General features: G+C 67.2%; 15 protein-coding genes, 2 tRNA genes and 1 other RNA gene. 9 read left to right on the top strand and 9 right to left on the bottom strand.

Features of this window, described 5'->3' with window-relative positions; translation table 11 throughout:
• On the top strand, window positions 1–1501 hold a 1501-nt coding region (locus QZZ29_RS07055; protein ID WP_291382283.1), incomplete at its 5' end, for a hypothetical protein.
• Between the two features lie 35 nt (window positions 1502–1536).
• Here QZZ29_RS07055 and QZZ29_RS07050 read toward each other — a convergent pair.
• From QZZ29_RS07050 to QZZ29_RS07035, 4 genes are all read right to left on the bottom strand, one after another.
• Window positions 1537–2145, bottom strand: coding sequence for a DJ-1/PfpI family protein (locus QZZ29_RS07050; RefSeq protein WP_291382282.1), 609 nt, complete (start codon window positions 2143–2145; stop codon window positions 1537–1539).
• Between the two features lie 65 nt (window positions 2146–2210).
• Window positions 2211–3506 carry a multidrug effflux MFS transporter gene (locus QZZ29_RS07045; RefSeq protein ID WP_291382281.1) on the bottom strand — a complete coding sequence of 432 codons (1296 nt, stop codon included), beginning with the start codon at window positions 3504–3506 and terminating at the stop codon, window positions 2211–2213.
• 189 nt (window positions 3507–3695) lie between these two features.
• A complete protein-coding gene (locus QZZ29_RS07040; RefSeq protein WP_291382280.1) occupies window positions 3696–4682 on the bottom strand; it encodes a ribonucleotide-diphosphate reductase subunit beta in 987 nt (328 codons plus the stop codon).
• A 36-nt stretch (window positions 4683–4718) separates the two neighbouring features.
• Window positions 4719–7589 (bottom strand): ribonucleoside-diphosphate reductase subunit alpha, encoded by a 2871-nt coding sequence (locus tag QZZ29_RS07035; protein ID WP_291382284.1) that lies wholly within the window; start codon window positions 7587–7589, stop codon window positions 4719–4721.
• Window positions 7590–8079: 490 nt separating this feature from the next.
• Between QZZ29_RS07035 and QZZ29_RS07030 the strand changes: the two genes are divergently transcribed.
• Entirely contained in the window at window positions 8080–8604 is a 525-nt protein-coding gene (locus tag QZZ29_RS07030) for a hypothetical protein (RefSeq protein WP_291382279.1), read from the top strand.
• A 10-nt stretch (window positions 8605–8614) separates the two neighbouring features.
• Here the strand turns inward: QZZ29_RS07030 and upp are convergent, their stop codons facing one another.
• Complete coding sequence (upp, locus tag QZZ29_RS07025; RefSeq protein WP_291382278.1) at window positions 8615–9250, bottom strand: uracil phosphoribosyltransferase; 636 nt, start codon at window positions 9248–9250, stop codon at window positions 8615–8617.
• Window positions 9251–9322: 72 nt separating this feature from the next.
• On the opposite strand from upp, the gene QZZ29_RS07020 reads away from it, so the two are divergent.
• Together QZZ29_RS07020 and QZZ29_RS07015 are read left to right on the top strand one after the other, a co-directional pair.
• Entirely contained in the window at window positions 9323–9772 is a 450-nt protein-coding gene (locus QZZ29_RS07020; RefSeq protein WP_291382277.1) for a nucleoside deaminase, read from the top strand.
• A gap of 84 nt (window positions 9773–9856) precedes the next feature.
• A tRNA-Ser gene (locus QZZ29_RS07015) sits at window positions 9857–9946 on the top strand.
• 122 nt (window positions 9947–10068) lie between these two features.
• On the opposite strand, the gene QZZ29_RS07010 is transcribed toward QZZ29_RS07015, so the two are convergent.
• Together QZZ29_RS07010 and QZZ29_RS07005 are read right to left on the bottom strand one after the other, a co-directional pair.
• Complete coding sequence (locus QZZ29_RS07010; protein ID WP_291382276.1) at window positions 10069–10815, bottom strand: LytR C-terminal domain-containing protein; 747 nt, start codon at window positions 10813–10815, stop codon at window positions 10069–10071.
• Between the two features lie 31 nt (window positions 10816–10846).
• Window positions 10847–10934: transfer RNA gene (locus tag QZZ29_RS07005), tRNA-Ser, on the bottom strand.
• A gap of 81 nt (window positions 10935–11015) precedes the next feature.
• Between QZZ29_RS07005 and ffs the strand changes: the two genes are divergently transcribed.
• The 3 genes from ffs (at window position 11016) to recR (ending at window position 13699) form a co-directional block, all read left to right on the top strand.
• Window positions 11016–11112, top strand: an RNA gene (gene ffs, locus QZZ29_RS07000) — signal recognition particle sRNA small type.
• A gap of 51 nt (window positions 11113–11163) precedes the next feature.
• On the top strand, window positions 11164–13056 hold the full coding sequence (locus tag QZZ29_RS06995; protein ID WP_291382275.1) for a DNA polymerase III subunit gamma and tau: 1893 nt from the start codon (window positions 11164–11166) through the stop codon (window positions 13054–13056).
• A 46-nt stretch (window positions 13057–13102) separates the two neighbouring features.
• On the top strand, window positions 13103–13699 hold the full coding sequence (gene recR / locus QZZ29_RS06990) for a recombination mediator RecR (protein ID WP_291382274.1): 597 nt from the start codon (window positions 13103–13105) through the stop codon (window positions 13697–13699).
• A gap of 6 nt (window positions 13700–13705) precedes the next feature.
• Here the strand turns inward: recR and QZZ29_RS06985 are convergent, their stop codons facing one another.
• Together QZZ29_RS06985 and QZZ29_RS06980 are read right to left on the bottom strand one after the other, a co-directional pair.
• Complete coding sequence (locus tag QZZ29_RS06985; protein WP_291382273.1) at window positions 13706–14914, bottom strand: ABC transporter permease subunit; 1209 nt, start codon at window positions 14912–14914, stop codon at window positions 13706–13708.
• Window positions 14911–15849, bottom strand: a complete 939-nt coding sequence (locus tag QZZ29_RS06980) for an ABC transporter ATP-binding protein (protein ID WP_291382272.1) — start codon at window positions 15847–15849, stop codon at window positions 14911–14913. The genes QZZ29_RS06985 and QZZ29_RS06980 overlap by 4 nt, the downstream gene beginning before the upstream one ends.
• 220 nt (window positions 15850–16069) lie before the next feature.
• Between QZZ29_RS06980 and QZZ29_RS06975 the strand changes: the two genes are divergently transcribed.
• Window positions 16070–17338 carry an aspartate kinase gene (locus QZZ29_RS06975; protein WP_291382271.1) on the top strand — a complete coding sequence of 423 codons (1269 nt, stop codon included), beginning with the start codon at window positions 16070–16072 and terminating at the stop codon, window positions 17336–17338.
• Entirely contained in the window at window positions 17335–18381 is a 1047-nt protein-coding gene (locus QZZ29_RS06970) for an aspartate-semialdehyde dehydrogenase (RefSeq protein WP_291382270.1), read from the top strand. The genes QZZ29_RS06975 and QZZ29_RS06970 overlap by 4 nt, the downstream gene beginning before the upstream one ends.
• The last annotated feature ends 162 nt before the right edge of the window (window positions 18382–18543 follow it).

Raw genomic sequence — 18543 nt, 5'->3', positions numbered from 1 at the left:
CACCGGTGGTGACACGGGCACCGGTGGTGACACGGGCACCGGTGGTGACACGGGCACCGGTGGTGACACGGGCGACCCCACTCTTGTGGCCTTCCTCTCCATTGCCAAGGCGCCGCTCGACTACTTGGAGATCCCTCGGTCCGCTCCCACGGTCGGCATGGCCCTTGCCAACACGGGCGCCGGTGACTCGGGCAGTGTCGAGGCCACCATCACCCTGCCCGCGGGCCTGACCTTCGCCGCCCCGCTGCCGGCGGCGTCGGGCGGTGGCACCGCGGTCTACCCGCAGGCACGTCTCGCGTCATACATGCGATACGCGATCGACGGCGTGATCCCCGCCGGCGACTGGACGTGCACCCTCAGTAGCGATGCCGCGACCGCTTCCTGTGACTTGCCCGCCCTCCTTGCGGGAGACGCGACGTCGCTCGCGTTGGATCTTGTGGTGAGTGCCGACACCTTGGCGAACGACGCGACGACGTCGTTCTCCGTCGCCTCCGGCGAGCAGACCGTGACGTACAACGTCCTCACGGGCCTCGAAGATCACGAGGAGGCCATCGACGACACCTATGCGACTGAGGGGCAGGTGGCGGCCGTGCACGTGGGCGCAACGCTCCTCGGTTGCGACCAGACTGCCCCTGGGTGCAACGGCGTCATGAACGCCGTCGGCAACGCCACGGGAGGCATGAACAACAACGACTGGGCGATGCAGCCGATCAATGAGGCAGAGGGAAACGTCAACTCCGCCTCCACCACCCTTGAACTGCCGGTGGGTGCCACGGTCAGGTACGCCCTGCTCGAGTGGTCGGCGAACCGTTCGGACGGCACCGACGCAGACGCGGCCGACTCCCTGGACGGGGCCATGGATAGCGCCCGGCTGCGGGTGCCCGGCGCCTCGGATTACGTCGACGTCACCGCCGATACAGTCAAGACCCTTTCCGTGGACGGCCGCGAGTACTACCGCGCACGCCTCGACATCACCGACCTTGTCGCCGAAGCAGGCAGCGGCGCATGGTCACTGGCCGACATCGCGCTCCCCGCGACCATGTTTGACTCCGACAACACCTACTACGGCGGCTTCGCGCTCACGGTGGTGTACGAGGACTCGACGCTCGCCAACTCGCGAGTCGCTATCTTTGACGGCGCCCAGTGGGTCACCTCCTCGGACGGCGCCGACGTGAGGTTCGCAACGTCGGACGACGCGAAGGTCACCGTCGGCTGGACCACCTGGGAGGGAGACCGTGGGCTCGCTGGCGACCGTCTCGACATCGACGGCACAGGATTCACGCCTCTCCGGTGGAACGGAAAGAGCACCGCAGTCGGCGACAGCAAGAACGCGGCCGACTCGACCGCATTCGGCGGGAAGTACGGGAACACGCTCGGCGTGGATGCCAAGGCCTTCCGGTCATCCGAGGTGGCCGAGGGCGTCCACACCGTGACGGTGAGCACCTTGGACGACAACTTCCTGCTCAGTACCCTCACCGTCACCATCGCGGACGAGTCCTAGCGACTTGCACCGCCGAGCGCGGTGCGGCGACGGGACTACAAAGCGCCGGTCGGGTCCCACGGTAGGCCCAACTGCCTTGCGGTGCGCGCCGCGTGGTCGACGCCAAAGTCCCGGGCGACCAAATGCAGCGCCATGTGAATTCCCGACGTCAGGCCACCCGCCGTCACGATGTCGCCCTCATCGACCCACCGCACGCCGGAGCGAGCCTCGGCCACCTTGCCGGTTCGCGCCAGGTCTTCGACGTCTTCCCAGTGGGTGGTAGCGCTCTTGCCCTCCAGTGCGCCCGCCTGGGCAAGCAGGAAGGCGCCGGTACACACCGACGCGGTCACGTCGCTGGCGCCCAGCAGGCCCTCCACCGTCGAGGCGAGAATGGGATCGGCGACGGCGGCCGCGACATCGATCGTGCCCGGCACGATGGCGATATCGACCCGGCCGACGGCAGACGCGTCGTGCAACGTGGTCAACGTCATGCCGCCGAACGCGACCACGTCCACGCCGCCCGAACTCACCAGCAACACCTCATATTGCGGCGGGAGGCCGTCGCGCTCGGCGAGTCGCGACGCGGTCAAGAAGACCTCGTACGGCCCGCCAGCATCGATCAGGTCGAATTCGTCAAAGAGCAGAATGGCAACGCGTCGTGTCATGCACTCAACCTACCGAGGGTGAACGGTGCCGCGCCGGGAACCGACGGAGCCTGTCGGCGACAGCGTCAGGCCATCACGGCCGAGGTAGTGCGGCGCCACACCACCAGCCACAGGCTCGCCTGGCCGACCACAAGCGCGCCCAGCATCACGATGGCCATCGCGGTAGGGGTGTTCCCTCCCACGCCCACCAGCGGCGACACGGCCCCGGCGACGCCCATATTGGCCGCACCAATCAGGGAGGCCGCGGTGCCTGCCTCGGTCGCGTGGTCCGCCAAAGCCATTACCTGGACGGTCGGCATCACGAGACCAGCGGGCGCAATCACGAAGAACAGCGGAATGACGACCCCCAACAGGCCGGTGTTGAGGAGCGACGAGATCAAGAGCGCGAGGGCACCGAGGGCCATGATCGCGAGGCCGCCTGCCGTGACCACGCGCGGGGCGACACGACGCATCAGCCGGGCCGAAATCTGAGTCCCCGCAACAAGCCCAATTGAGTTGATCCCGAAGATGAAACCAAACTGCTGAGCCGACAATCCGTAGATCTCCTGCAGGATGAACGACGAGGCCGACAGGTAGGCGAACAGGGTGGTGAACGTCGCCGCCCCAACGACCGCGATGCCCACGAACGCGGGATCCTTCACGAGTCGCCGATAGCGTCGGGCAACTGCGGTGCTTGAGAACCGTCCGCGGCGCTCCGGCGGGAGGGTCTCCACAAGAATGAACACCCCGAGCACCGTGACCACCAAGCCGTACGCGGCAAGGAACACAAACACCCCGCGCCATTCGACAAATCGCAGCAGCTGCGATCCGATGACGGGGGCAAACACCGGCGCGAATCCCATCACGAGAGCGAGGCGCGACAACATCCTGATCAGGCGTTGGCCACCAAAGAGGTCGCGGACCACCGCCATAGCCACCACGGCGCCGCCCGCCGCACCCATCCCCTGCAGGATGCGTCCCGCCATGACCCATTCGACCGTGGGCGCCATGGCCACGCCGATGCTCGCCACAATGTGGACGGACGTCGCGATGAGCAACGGCCTGCGTCGTCCCATCGCGTCGGACAGCGGACCCACGATGAGCTGGCCAAGACCAAACCCGATGGTGGTGGCGGTGAGGGTGAGCTGAATGGCCGCGTCGGTGGTGGCCAGGTCCGCGGCCACCGACGGAAAGGCCGGCAAGTAGAGGTCAATCGTGAACGGGCCGAGAGCCACGAGCGCGCCCAGCATCAGCACATAGGTGAGTCGTTGCGAGCGAGTCAGCGTGTCGCCATAATTCGCGGTCGCCGCAGTGGCGACGGTGGTGGGCGCGGTCATCTGGCGCTGTGCCTCCAGGTCGAGTCGTCGCACGACAGGACGCACGGGTGGGCGCCCGCATCGTCGAGGGAAACGTTGCGGCGGTGGCCGCATACGTCGAAACGTTTCACAGCGGAGGTTATTCCATGATCCCCGGCGACCCCCTCACGCGGCGGCGTGCGGCTTTACCTTCCGAGGGATCAAGCCTGATCGCCCGAGGAAAGGAAAGCCGCGCGTCGTCGCACTCGCCCACCCCTACTTCTTGGCGGTCTGCCCATTCACCTCGTAGGAGGTGTTGGTGGCCTCGAAGAAGTTCACCAGTTGCAGCGTGTCATTAGCCGTCGCCATCCACTTGGCGGGGTTCGACACGTTGTAGTACGGGTCGAAGCCGAGCTCCTCGAGGCGACGATCTGCAAGGTACTTCACGTACTGATTCACGTAATCGGCGTTCAGGCCCAAGATGCCGGTGGGGAGCAGGTCGCGGTTGTACGCCTCCTCCATCTCCACGGCCCCGATGATCATCTGTCGAATCTCATTGGCGAACTCTTCCTCCTGCAGGTCCTCGTTTTCTTCGAGCACGGTGAGGATGAGGTTGATGCCGAACTGCAGGTGCAACGACTCGTCGCGAATCACCCAGTCCATCAGCGAGCCGAAGTTACGCAGCAGATTTCGCTGACGGAAGCTCAGCGCGACCATGAAGCCCGAGTAGAACCAGATGCCCTCGAGGATGATGTTGTAGGCCACAAGGTTGCGGACAAAGTCCTTCTTGCCCTCGGTGGTCTTGATGTCGAGGGTCTCCTCCGTCATCCGCTTGATGAACTTGACCTCGAACTCCTCCTTCGCCTTCATCGAGGGCACGGTGACGTGGGAGTCGTAGGCGGCCTCGCGGTCGATCGGGAACGTCTCCAGGACGTACTCGAAAGACATGCAGTGGTTCGCCTCCTCCCACATCTGCTTCGCGAGGTAAAGGTGGCACTCGGGAGCGTTGATGTAGGGGTAGACACCGAAGGCGAGCGCCTTGTTGACCAGCAACTCGTTCGGGTTGAAGTACGACATCAGGAACGTGATCGCGTGGCGCTCTTCGTCCGTCATCTTCTTGAAGTCCGCCAGGTCTTCACCCAGCTGGATCTCGTTGGGGAACCACGTGTTGGCGACCGCCTGGTCGTACAGGTCCATGGCCCATTGGTAGGTGACCGGCTTCAGCAGAAGTCCGTCCTGAATTCCGGTGCCGAGGATGCCCATGAGTTACTCCTTCTGCTCTTTCGTCGGGGAAGCGAATTACTGGCACGACTCGCACTGGAGACGCTCCATGGGGTCAACTGGGCATGCCACGCCGTCCACCAGTTCAGTGTCGCCGTCGGGCGACGAGACCGTGGACTCGACAACCTCAAGCACGGTCGCGCCCTCGGGTGCCGCCGAGCCGTAGCCGGGAGCGGAAGCAACCTCTCCCGTCGCGGTCGGTTCGACCACCGGCTCCGGAAGGGCCGACGGCGGGACCATCGGCTTCTCGGTGGGCGCCGGGGCAAACGCCTTGGTGGCGAGCGCGGACATCACCGCGGCGGGAGCCGTGGCGATGACGGACGCCGGAGCCGCTGCGGGTGCGGCCACGCTTCCGAAGCCACGCTTCGCGGGTGCTGGGGCCGTGGCTTCGGGAGCAACCGGGGCTTGGGCCTGGTCGATCGCGGGCTGTGACTCCACCGCGGCAGAGGCCGTCGCGGCGCCGAAGCCCGTCTTCTTCGCGCCGCCGAAGCCGCCGAAGCCCTTCTTGGCGGGACCCGAGGAGCCCGCGCCCCGGCCGTTGGCCGAGCCCGTGGAGTTGATCTTCTCGGTCTTGTTGACGCGCACGGTGGACTGCTCGGCCGTGTGACGCGGCTTCATGTGCAGGTAGTACGTGGTCTTGACGCCACGCTCCCAAGCGGCCGCGTACAGGTCCATCATGTTGTCCACGTCGCGGTCTTCAAGGTAGATGTTCCGGCTGATGGCCTGGTCAATCCACTTCTGGGCGCGCGCCGCCACCTCGATGAAGGCGTACGGGCTGAGCTGGAACGACGTCTTGTAGACCTCCTTGAGGTGGTCGGGCACCGAGTCGATCTGCGACAGGTCGCCCTGCACGGACAGCAGTTCGTCCTTGATGCTCTCCCACAGACCCAGCTCCTGCAGGTCCCTCACCAGGTTGCGGTTGACCTCGAGGAACTTGCCGGACGAGGTGGCGCGGGAGAAGATCTGCGAGAACTGGGGGTCGAAACCGGGCGTGGTGCCGGCCACGAGTCCGATGGATGCGGTGGGCGCAACGGCCATGAGGGTGGCGTTGCGGATGCCGCCCTTCACCTTCGCACGCAGGGAGTCCCAGTCCTGGCGGGTGGTGCGGTTCACCGTGATCGGCACGCCGCGGTCCGCCTCGGCGATGTCGATCGTGTCGAACGGCACGAGCCCCTTGGACCAACCCGAGCCTTCGAAGTTCGCGTACGAGCCACGCTCACGGGCGAGGTTTGCCGATTCGTCGATCGCGTGGAAGGACACGAACTCGACGATCTCATCGATGAGGTCATAGGACTCTTCAGACTCGTAGGCCATGCCGAGCCGCTCGGTGACGTCGGTGAAGCCCATGACGCCCAGACCGATAGCTCGGTTCTCCTTGTTGGCGTGTTCCGACTCCGGAACGGAGGACAACGTGATGTCCACGAGGTTGTCGAGCTGACGCACGGCCAGGCGCACCGAGGTCTCCATGCGAGCCCAGTCGATCGCGCCGTCCACGAGGTGCGTGGACAGGTTGACCGAGGCCAGGTTGCAGACCGCGATGTTCTCGCGGTCCTGCGGCAGGCAGATCTCGGTGCAGAGGTTCGAGAGGTGGATCGTGCCCGTGTTGGTGTTGAGGGCACGGTTGTTGATGGTGTCCTTCCAGGTGAGCCACGGGTGCGATGACGCCTGCAACGAGATCAGGATTGCCTTGTACTGCTCGCGGGCGCGCATCTTCTTGAAGTTGCGAATCTTGCCGGCTTCCGCCATCGCGACGTACTCGGCGTAGCGGGCAGAGAACTTCGAGCCGACAAGTTCCACGAGGTCGGGCGTCTCGGCCGGGTCAAACAGGTACCAGTCCTGGTCGTTCTTGACGCGCTTCATGAACTCATCGGAGATCCACACGGCGGTGTTCGCGGTGCGGGTGCGGCGGTAGGGGTCTCCCGAGTTCTGGCGCAGGTCGAGGAACTGCGCGAAGTCCAGGTGCCAGTTCTCCATGTAGAAGCACAGCGCGCCGAACTTCTTGCCACCACGCGACACCGCGCGCAGCGTCGAGTCGATGGTGTGCATGAACGGGATCGGCCCGGTCGAGGTGGTGTTGTTCGACTTGATGGGCGAGCCCTCGGAGCGCAGCTTGGTCACCGACAGGCCGATGCCGCCCGTGCCCTTGGTGAGCCACATGACGTCGCCGACGGTCTTGGCGATGTGGTCCATGTCGTCTTCCATCTGCATCACGAAGCAGTTGGACAGCTGCGGGTAGGACGTGCCCGCATTCACCAGGGTAGATCCGGCAGGGAGGTAGTCGAGGCTGGAGATCTTCTCGTAGAACTTGAGCGCCATCTCGGTGGGGTTGGCCTCATTGAGAGACAGGCCCATCGACACGCGCATCCAAAAGTACTGCGGCACCTCGAGCGCCTTGCCGTGCCGGTCCGTGATCATGTAGCGGTTGCGCATCGTCACGGTGCCGATGTACTTCATGAGGTCATCGCGGTGGTGATCGACCGCCGCCGCGAGCGCGTCGAGGTCGAAGTGGGTCACTAGGCGCTCGTCAAGCAGGCGCTCCTCGACAGCGTCGCGGATGTAGCCCGGGAAACGGGCCTGGTGAAGCAGCGCGAGCTCGAGATCGCTGTCGTAGCCGCCCAGCACACGCTTGTAGATCACCTTGCGAAGCAGTCGCGCGGCGACGGTGTCGAAATCGGGGTCGTCCTTGACGTTCTGCACCGCCACGCCAATGGCGGCCTCGTCCAATTGCTCCGTGGTGATGCCGTCAAACAGCGTGATCGCCAGCTCGGACGCGACCTGCGTGGTGATGGAGATCTGGTCGGTCAGCCCGACTGCGGCGCGCTCGATCGCCTTGTTGATGCGATCGGCGTTGTACGGCTCGCGGGTCCCGTCACGCTTGGTGACGTGGATACCCGTGCGGCTCGGGTTGACTTCAGCAACGGCAGAAGCGACGTCGCCGTTGACGCCGGTCGCGTTGTTATCCGTGATCGTCACAATGCTCCTTCGGGGACGTGAGGGCCAGGCGGCCCGATGGCGGTGGCGACGATGTGTCACCGGGAAAAAGACGCTGTGCGAGGCATTGGCGCGGACCGGTGATGGGGGTCGTGATCACCCATGACCGGCCCGAGCGCTGACATTGAGACTAACTCGAAAAATGGTCGTGCGCAACAACATGTTGGGGTTGATTTGCTTGCCTGCCCCTAGATGTAGTGGTCATCCCCAGGGCCTTGTGCACAAGTTGTGAACAACGCGGCGTGTCCTCCACACCCGGAGTCCCAGCCTGTTCGAAACTACGCCGCCGCAGTGGATAACCATGTCTCCAGTGTCTCAGCGGGGTCTGACACGAGATCGGGGCCACGTCAGTTTTGCCACGAACGCGCCCACGGGTCACACTTGTCGCGTGAAGAGTGTCCTTGCCCTTGCCGCCGCCTCAGTCCTACTCCTGTCTGCGTGTGCGTCCTCCGGCACCACCGACCCGTCGGCGGCGCCCGAACCGGCCACAAACTTCTGCGACGCCATGGCCGCCGCCGCGGCAGCCGCACCGCCTGCGGTCGACGCTTTGGACACCCTGTTCACCACCGTGGACGCCATGAGCGCCGGATCAACCGACGTCGATCTTGAGAATCTGCATGCCGCTGGCACGGAGACCGTCTCCACCGCCACCGCCTACGCCGCCACCTTGGACGACGCGGCCGCACTCGCCCCGCCCGAGACGGCGGCCAACCTCGAAACCCTGTCCGGCTACTGGACGCTCTACGTCACGGGCCTGGGCCAGATCGCCGAGACGGCGACGTCGTACGGCAGCATGATCGACCAGAACGCCGCGCTGGAGTCCAATGAAGAGGCAAGCGCCCTCGTCACGGAACAGCCCGCGGCGCAGCAGCGCGTGAACGACTCCTACATCGCGGAGTGCGCCAACAGCTAGTGGGTCGCCGTCACACCAAGCCGTAGAGGCGGTCGCCCGCGTCGCCCAGTCCCGGCACGATGTACCCGACCTCGTTGAGCTTCTCGTCAACGCACGCCACCACGATCGTCACGCCGTCGCGGTCGCCCACGTGGGCGCGCACGTGATCAATGCCTTCGGGCGCTGCCAGCAGGCACACACACGTCACGTCCGTGGCGCCGCGTTCGAACACGTAGTCGATCGCCGCTACCAACGAGCCCCCCGTCGCAAGCATCGGGTCAAGAATGAAGACCTGACGTCCCGTGAGGTCCTCGGGCAGCCGGTTGGCGTACGTCACGGCCTCGAGGGTCTCCTCGTCGCGCTTGAGGCCCAAGAAGCCCACCTCGGCACTGGGCAAGAGCCGCGTCATTCCGTCGAGCATGCCCAGCCCTGCGCGCAAGATGGGGACGATGAGCGGCGCGGGATTCGCGATGCGGGTGCCGACGGTGGTGGTCAGAGGCGTGGTGACCGTGCGCTTTTCGACTCGCACGTGGCGCGTCGCCTCATACGCCAGCAGCGTCACCAGTTCATCGACCAACAGGCGAAAGGTCGGCGATGGGGTGGTCTTGTCCCGCAGCACCGTGACCTTGTGGTCGATGAGGGCGTGATTCGCGACGTGAAGATCCATAGGCTCACGGTACCGCTCGTTGGGGGTGTCACAGCGGTCTTGGTGTGCGCCAAGTGGGCTAGCGTGGCGCCCATGGACGATGTCGCGGCAATGCGCGAGGCGCTTGACGAGGCCCGACGTGCCATGGCGCACGCCGACGTTCCCGTCGGCGCCGTCGTCCTGTCACCGTCGGGAACGATCGTCGGCCGCGGGCACAACCGCCGCGAGGTCGACGCGGACCCTACTGCGCACGCCGAGGTCCTGGCGCTGCGGGAGGCCGCCGCCGCCGCCCGCACCTGGCACCTTGAGGGCCACACGCTCGTGGTCACGCTCGAACCCTGCGTGATGTGCGCGGGCGCCATCCTGGCCGCGCGCATCCCCCGCCTCGTGATCGGCGCGTGGGACCCCAAGGCGGGAGCGACCGGCAGCCAGTGGGACCTCGTCAGAGATGCCCGACTTGCGGCGGGAGTCGAGGTAGTTTCCGGCATCCACGCGGATGCCTCCGCGACCCTCTTGACGGCGTTCTTCTCCGGCCGCCGCTAGCCACGGCGCCACTCAGCCGCAGCGTCGGCCCAGCGCCAGCACTCCAGTTTGGTGGGCACCGGTGCGCCCGGTATCCTTGTCCGCGGTGCCGTGTCCGAGCGGCCTAAGGAGCACGCCTCGAAAGCGTGTGTGGGTGAAAGTCCACCGTGGGTTCAAATCCCACCGGCACCGCCATACGCCACGGCCCGGTCCCCTCAGCGGGAGCCGGGCCGTTGTCGCGGTGGCGTGCCGTTGTCCCGGTGGCGGGCCGTCGAGTTTCAGCGCCGTCGAGTTTCAGCGCTCGTGGCCCAGCGGGGCTACGCCGAGGGCGAGGGCGACGGAGACGGGCTGGGCGTCACAATGGGTGCCAAGGGGTCCACCGGGATGATGCGCGGCGCAGGCTCTCGCGGCACCAAGGCAATCGGCAGGCACTGCACCGGCGCGGTCAGCTCCACGTTGGGGTCCAGCTCGGGCGCGTACTGGGGACGGATCTTGTCCGTCCTGAACAGTTGGCCCAGGATGATGTCGACGACAGCGCCCCTGCGGTTGTCCAGCACCATCACATAGTTCGGGAAGTTGGCGGCCACGGTGTACGCCTGGCGCAGGCCCTCCTCGCCAAACTGAATGCGGACCGAATCCTTGTACGTGCGGCTCCAGTTGGTGGCGCCCACACCGACGTAGCCGCGACCCGTCAGGACCTCGAGCGTAGATCCCGCGAGGCCCGGCTGCTCGTCGGGGGTCCCCTTGGTGCCGTTCAGCACCCGCACGGTGACCTGGCTCGGATCCATCGGCAAGTTCTCGTGTACGGCCTCGGGGTCGTCCGCGTCGTTGCCCACGTTGACCGGCGGGCAGGGCCACGTGATGGTGGATTCGAAGTCCGGCGGCGGAGTCACGAAGGCATAGTCGATCGGCGAATCGATGCGGCCCTGATAGATCGCGTAGGCAATCACGGAGACGGTCACGAGAAGTCCGATCAACAGCCCGAACACGAGGAACTGGCGTTCCCTACGGTGACGGCGAACCACCTCGCGCCGCGTGCGCAGGATGCGGGAGCGAGACGTCACATTCACCTACTTCGGGTTCGGACGGATCAGTTGGCGGAGGATGGGGGATTCGAACCCCCGAGGGCTTGCACCCAACACGCTTTCCAAGCGTGCGCCATAGGCCACTAGGCGAATCCTCCAGGCCCCAGCATGTTACCCGAGCGGCGCGAGGTCGGCGAACCAGCGGGATGGGCTCCGCGCGCCCACGCCGGTACACTGGTGGCGACCCCTCACGCGGCGTTACCTCGCCCAACTCCCCCAGGTCAGGAATGAAGCAAGGGTAAGCGGGCTCTGGCGGGTGCGTGGGGGGTCCCCTCATGCCCGCGCCGGGCTCGTGTCTTGTCTCAGGGGGCGACTAGGCTCACTCGTGTGAGCACCGCCCTGTACCGCCGCTACCGGCCAGACACGTTCGCCGACATCGTCGGCCAAGAGCATGTCACGGCGCCGCTCCAGCAAGCATTGCGTGCGGACCGCGTGGCCCACGCCTACCTCTTCTCCGGGCCCCGCGGCTGCGGCAAGACCACCTCGGCGCGGATCCTGGCGCGGTGCCTGAATTGCGTCGAAGGCCCCACGGACACCCCCTGTGGAAAGTGCGACTCCTGCGTGGAGTTGGCTCGCGGCGGCTCCGGATCGGTCGATGTGGTGGAGATCGACGCGGCGTCGCACAACGGCGTGGACGATGCCAGGGAGTTGCGCGAACGGGCCGCCTTCGCCCCCGCTCGGGACCGCTACAAGATCTTCATTCTCGACGAGGCCCACATGGTCACCACCCAGGGCTTCAACGCCCTGCTCAAGCTGGTCGAGGAGCCGCCGCCGCACGTGCGATTTGTCTTCGCCACCACGGAGCCGGACAAGGTCATCGGCACCATTAGGTCGCGCACGCACCACTACCCGTTCCGACTGGTGCCACCGGGAATTCTCACCGACTACCTTGCACAGTTGGCAGGAGCCGAAGGTGTTGACGTCGCGGACGGCGTGCTTCCACTCGTGGTGCGCGCAGGTGGCGGCTCGGTGAGGGACTCGCTGTCGGTCCTGGACCAGCTGATCGCGGGTTCGGACGAGAAGGGCGTCAGTTACGAACGCGCCATCTCGCTGCTCGGATTCACCGACGCCACCCTCTTGGACGACGCGATCGACGCGATTGCCGCGGCCGACGGCGCCTCCCTCTTCGCCGTCGTGGCACGGGTGGTGGAGACCGGGCACGAGCCGCGACGCTTTGTCGAAGACCTGCTTGAGCGACTCCGCGACCTGATTGTGCTGGCCGCTTCGGGCGCCGCAGGCGCGCAGGCGCTGGCCGCCGCCTCCGAGGATCAGCAGGAGCGCCTGGCGGACCAGGCCCGGCGGCTCGGCCTCGGCCGCGCATCCCGCGCGGGCGACCTGGTGAATGAGGCCTTGACCGGGATGATCGGCGCGACGTCTCCGCGCCTCCACCTCGAGCTCCTGTGTGCCCGGATAATCGCGGCGGACACGGCGCCCGTGCCATCGGCGCGTCCCGCGGCTTCGGGGCCGGAGCGGGCCGCACCCACCGCTGAACAGCCCCGCCCGGCCAATGACTCCCACGCGTCGGGATTGGCCGCGGCGCGCGCCGCAGTGAACGCCGCGCGCGAGGAGTCCGCGACGCAGGCGATCCCGACACAGGCGAACCCCCAGTCCCCGGCGTCCACCCGCGACAAGGCCCCCGAGCCCGCGCCGCCGCGCACGCAGCCGCCCACCGCGAGCGTCCCGCAAGGAACCGCAGCCACGCCAGCAGCGAAGGACTCGACCGTGGAGCCGGTGCGCGCACCCACGGGCGACGTGGCGGACGGCCCCGCGGACTCCGAGCTGGTGCGTCGGCGCTGGCCCGAGGTGCTCGGCACCTTGGAGCGGCGTCGCGTCACGTGGGCGATGGTCAGCCAGAGCGCCCAGGTGGCCTCCGTCGAGGCCGGGGTGCTGAAGGTCGCGTTCGACAATCCCGCGATCGCGTCGCGGTTCGGAGCGGGCGCACACGCCGAAAACCTGGCGCTCGCAGTGCGCGAGACGCTGGGCCTGCACGTGCGTGTGGAGCCCGTCGTCGGCCCGGCGGAGCCGGCGACCTCGACGGGGGCGGTGGCGTCGGCACGAGCCGCGGCCTCCCCTGCGTCGGCCGATGAGCCGCCCCTGCCGGACAACGCGCCCGTGGACGACGAAGACATCTCGGACGACGACCACGCGGCGCCCGCCGCACAACTGAGCGGAGCGGACGTCATCGCGTCGATGCTCGGCGGCACGGTCGTCGAAGACTAGTCGCGCCTGACACCCAACGTCGGCGCCGCCGCCTACGCTGTAGCCCATGTATGACGGCGCGGTGCAGGACCTGATCGATGAACTCGGACGTCTCCCGGGCATCGGACCGAAGAGCGCGCAGCGCATCGCGTTCCACCTGCTGAGTGCGGACGCCAGCGACGTGGCGCGGCTGGCCGAATCCATCACGACGGTCAAGGAGAAGGTGCGCTTCTGCGACATCTGCGGCAACGTCGCGGAGGGCGCCCTGTGCCGCATCTGCTCCGACACCCGCCGGTCCGACGAGACGCTGTGCGTGGTGGAGGAGCCCAAGGACGTGGTCGCGATCGAGCGCACGCGTGAGTTCCGCGGCAAGTACCACGTGCTCGGCGGCGCGATCGATCCGATGAACGGCGTGGGCCCCGACGACCTCCGCATCCGCGAACTGCTCACCCGACTGGGCGACGGCAAGGTTCAGGAGGTCATCATCGCGACCGACCCCAACATCGAGGGCGAGGCGACGGCCACCTACCTCACGCGCATGCTCGCGCCGATCGGCATCACGGTGTCGCGGCTCGCGTCGGGACTGCCCGTGGGCGGGGACCTGGAGTACGCGGACGAGGTCACCCTGGGCCGCGCCTTCGAGGGCCGACGCACGGTCTCCTGAGCCGCGCTACGCCACCCGGGAGCCGGCGGGCAGCTTGCCGTAGGGAACCGAGAGCCGACGCACGCCGAGCGCGACTCCGCCGGCCGCGAGCAGCGCCTGGACGGCGAGGCCCCACGGCCACACGGCGGGCAAGGAGTCGATCCGGTCGCGGCGTTGCTGCTCCTCGTAACTCACTTGGTAGTCGCAGTCATCGAAAGACGTGGAGGGGCCCACCCGAGCCTCGCGCACGGCCTGCTTGAGGCCGCTCAGGATTCCGATGTCGCCGTAGTAGCCGTCGGGCGACCAGTCCGGGCTCGGCGCCGAGTCCGCCACGATTACATAGGGGTTGACCGCGAGCAGCCACCACAACTTGTCGGTGCGGGGCATCGACGACGTGTAGGTGTTGTCGCGGCACACGTAGTACATGCCCTGCTCGTCTTGCTGGGCGTTGTCCGGGACACCCGCCGGGCGCGGGTCCCCCGGCTTCGCGGACTCGGGGTCGGGGCCGTCCAGGTACACGTACTCCCGGTACGACGACGTCACGGTGACCTCCTCGGTAAACGTCACCGACAGCAGCCCGAAGATGATCGGCAACACCGCCACGAGCACGGCCACCGTGGTGTACGTCAGCACGGCCGACGCCGATGTGCGGGCGGTCAGGGCGGACCACCCCAAGCCGATCGCACACACCACTAGCAACTCGATAGCCAGCACCAGCACCACCGTGAGCATCGCCAGCGCGGGCATGCGCCCGTCAAAGTAGGCGATCGTGATGAAGGGCAGGGCGACCGCAAGGAACGCGAGGGACGCGGCCCACGACGCCAGCAACTTGCCCAGCACGATGTCGGCCGCTGAGAGGGCGGTGGCCTGAAGAGGCGCCATGGTGCCGTCGCGGACGTCGCCGTTGATGCTCGTGGCGGACAGGGTGGGCGACACCACGAGTCCCAAGAACAGCACGAAGAAGACAACGAGCCCAAAGACCACATCGCCCGGGCCGCCGTAGTCTCCGCCGGAGTCCGAGCCAAAGGCGTGATTCGCTCCCCACACGAGGAACGTGATGCCGCCAATCAGGACGGCGACGGAGACGAGCGCCCACTTCCACTTGGTGGAGCGCACGCGCTGCCTCAGCTCGAGCCCGGCAACAAGCCGCACTCCGGCGACCGACACGCGCCACGGCTCTCGCCGGGCCGACGAGGGAGCCGCGGCGGACACTGGGGGCTGTGTGGTGGTGGTCATCGCCGCTCCGTCTCCATCGTCAGGTACGCCTGTTCAAGGGCGGAACCCACCGGCGCGATTCTTGCCACCTTGATCCCCTCGCCCACCAAGGCGGCCACGAGTGCGGCAGCGTCGGCGTCACCGCTGACGCTCACCACGGCGGCCGTCCCTTGCGGGACCTCCTCCAACGTGAAGTCGCGCGACGCCTTCGCGAGGGCCGCCCCCAAGTCCCCCTCGACGGCGACAAGGCGCCAGCGGGTGCGCGCCCTCGCCACCTCAGCATCGGCAGCCTCGCCCAGGGTCACGCCCTTGGACATGAAGATCGCGTCGTCCACCATCTCGTCGAGTTCGGCGAGCACGTGGGAGGAGACCAGCACGGCCTTGCCCTCGGTACCCAATTCGCGCACGAGGTCGCGCAGTTCGACACGCGAGCGCGGGTCGAGGCCCGATGCGGGCTCGTCCAAGATCAGCACGGGCGGGTCATTCACGAGGGCCCGAGCGAGCGAGAGCCGCTGCTTCTGGCCGCGGCTGAGCACCCGGGCGGGTTGCGCCGCGAGGTCTGCAAGGTGCACCCGCTCCAGGAGCGAAAAGGCCCTTGCGTCGGCGTCGGCTGGGGAAAGCCCGTACGCACGGGCAAAGGTCACGAGGGTCTCCCGGCACGTGAGCGAATCCCAGGTGCCCAGCACATCTGGCATCCATCCAACCGCCGTGCGCGCAGCCTTGGGACTGGTGATCGGGCTGAGGCCGCCCACCCGCACGTCGCCGCCGTCGGGCCGGAGAAGCCCGGCCAGCATGAGCATCAGGGTGGTCTTGCCGGAACCGTTGGGGCCGATGAGGGCCGTCACGGAACCTGGCTCCACGGACAGGCTGGCGTTCACCACGGCCTGCACTGCACCGAAGGCCCTGCGCACGCCGTGCGCCTCGAGGGCGGGGGCAGTTGTCGTCACAATGGTCATAACGCTCGAGGCACTGCCTTTCGTTGGGTACGAGGTTGACATCGGGTGATCCTGGTCCCCCGGTGCAACGCCAGCAGGGCACCGGCGAGTGCCCTCCCACCAGCATCATCGCACTCCACCGACGAGCGCGTGGGAGGCGGCGCGGAGGTCCCGTGCAGGTCCCACTACACTGGTCGCGCGTCCAGGTGGGCGAAACCCTCAAGAAGTCCGGAGTTGAGCGATGTCTCTCGTGGTGCAGAAGTACGGAGGTTCCTCCGTCGCGGATGCCGACGCGATCAAGCGCGTGGCCCGTCGCATCGTCGAGACCAAGCAGGCGGGGCACGACGTGGTGGTCACCGTCTCCGCCATGGGTGACACCACCGACGAGCTCATCGCACTGGCCGCGGCCATCTCCGCGGACGAGCACCCGCGCGAGATGGACATCCTCCTGACCGCGGGCGAGCGCATCTCCATGTCGCTGCTGGCCATGGCGGTCCGCGATCTGGGCCAGGGCGCCCAGTCCTTCACCGGCCCTCAAGCGGGCGTCATCACGGCCGGCGCCTACGGCCGCGCGCGCATCATCGAGGTCAGCCCGGGCCGTCTGCGCGACGCGATTGACGCCGGCGACATCGCCATCGTCGCCGGATTCCAGGGGTACAACCAGGAAAGCCAAGACATCCAGACTCTAGGCCGCGGTGGTTCGGACACCACCGCCGTCGCGCTCGCGGCCGCGCTCAACGCCGACGTGTGCGAGATCTACACCGACGTCGACGGCGTGTTCACCGCCGATCCCCGGGTGGTGCCGTCCGCACGCAAGATCGACCGCATCACCTTCGAGGAAATGCTCGACATGGCGGCCTCGGGCGCCAAGGTGCTGATGCCCCGCTGCGTCGAATATGCCCGCCGGTTCAACGTACCCATTCACGTCCGCTCGTCCTTCTCCGGCCTTGAAGGCACGTGGGTTGTGGGCGAGACTGAAGGAGACACCATGGAAAACGCCATCATCGCTGGAGTCGCACACGATCGCTCCGAGGCCAAGATCACGGTCATCGGAGTTCCCGACGTGCCCGGCTCCGCCGCCCGCCTGTTCGAGGCCGTCGCGCGCGCCGAGGTCAACATCGACATGATCGTCCAGAACGTCTCGGCCGTGGTGACTGGGGTGACCGACATTTCGTTCACGTTGCCCACGGCCTCCGTCTCCGACGCCAAGAAAGCCATCGAGGCGGACAAGGCGCTCATCGGCTACGCCGAACTGGTCACGGACGACGCCATCGGCAAGATCTCGTTGATCGGCGCTGGCATGCGCTCCAATTCCGGTGTGTCGGCACGCTTCTTCGCGGCGCTGCGCGACGCGAGCGTCAACATCGAGATGATCTCCACCTCGGAAATCCGCATCTCGGTGGTGACGCGCGCCGACATGCTCGACACCGCGGTCCGCGCCGTCCACACCGCCTTCGGTCTTGACTCCACCCAGGCCGAGGCCGTCGTCTACGGAGGCGCGGGACTGTGAGCGTCGTAGCTGCCGATCTCACCCTTGCTGTCGTCGGAGCGACCGGCCAGGTGGGCGCCGTGATGCGCCGCCTCGTCGCCGAGCGCTTCCCGGAGGCGACCGTGCGCTTCTTCGCGTCGTCGCGCTCGGCCGGGACCACGCTGGAGCACCTGGGCCGCGAGATCGTGGTCGAGGACATCGCGAGCGGCGACTACTCAGGCATCCACATCGCGCTGTTCTCGGCCGGGGGAGGACCGTCCGCCGAGTACGCCCCCAGATTTGCGGCAGCGGGCGCGATCGTCATCGACAACTCGTCCGCCTGGCGCATGGATCCCGATGTGCCCCTCGTGGTGAGCGAGGTCAACCCGGAGGACCTCGACTCGATCCCCAAGGGCATCGTCGCGAACCCCAACTGCACCACCATGGCCGCCATGCCCGTCCTGAAGGCGTTGCACGCGGAAGCCGGCCTGACGCGGCTCATCGTGTCGAGCTATCAGGCGGTGTCGGGCTCGGGCCTGGCGGGTGTGCGCGAACTCGACGGGCAGATCAAGGCCGCCTCCCCAGAGGCCACCGGGCTGGTCCACGACGGGGCCGCGGCGGCGATGCCCGATCCGGCCGTGTACACCGAACCCATCGCCTTCAACGTGATCCCCATGGCCGGGTCCGTGATCGACGACGGCTCCAACGAGACGGGCGAGGAACGCAAGCTTCGCGACGAGTCGCGCAAGATCCTGGGTCTGCCTGGGCTGCTGGTGTCGGGCACCTGCGTGCGCGTTCCCGTGTTCACCGGTCACTCGCTGTCGATCAACGCCGAGTTCTCCGCTCCCCTCACGCCTGCACGCGCCTACAAACTGCTGAACGGGGCACCCGGGGTGAACGTAGAAGAGGTCCCCACTCCGTTGAAGGCGGCCGGCGGCGACGTCAGCCTCGTGGGACGCATTCGTCAGGACCCGGGTGTACCGGAGAATCGCGGACTGGCACTCTTTGTCTCGGGCGACAACCTGCGCAAGGGTGCGGCACTCAACGCTGTGCAACTCGCCGAACTGGTCGCCGCGCGCCTCTAGCGGTGAGCTGCACCGTGCGGGCCGGTCAACCCCTCCACACGGCAAGGGCGTCTCATACCTCACCTGCGGCGTCGGGGTGTTCCCTCCGCGCGACAAGGGCGTCTCACACCTCACCTGCGGCGTCGGGGTGTTCCCTCCGCGCGACAAGGGCGTCTCACACCT

It is taken from the genome of Demequina sp., assembly GCF_016278765.1.
GTDB lineage: Bacteria > Actinomycetota > Actinomycetes > Actinomycetales > Demequinaceae > Demequina.
This window is presented reverse-complemented; position numbering and strand designations above follow the sequence as displayed.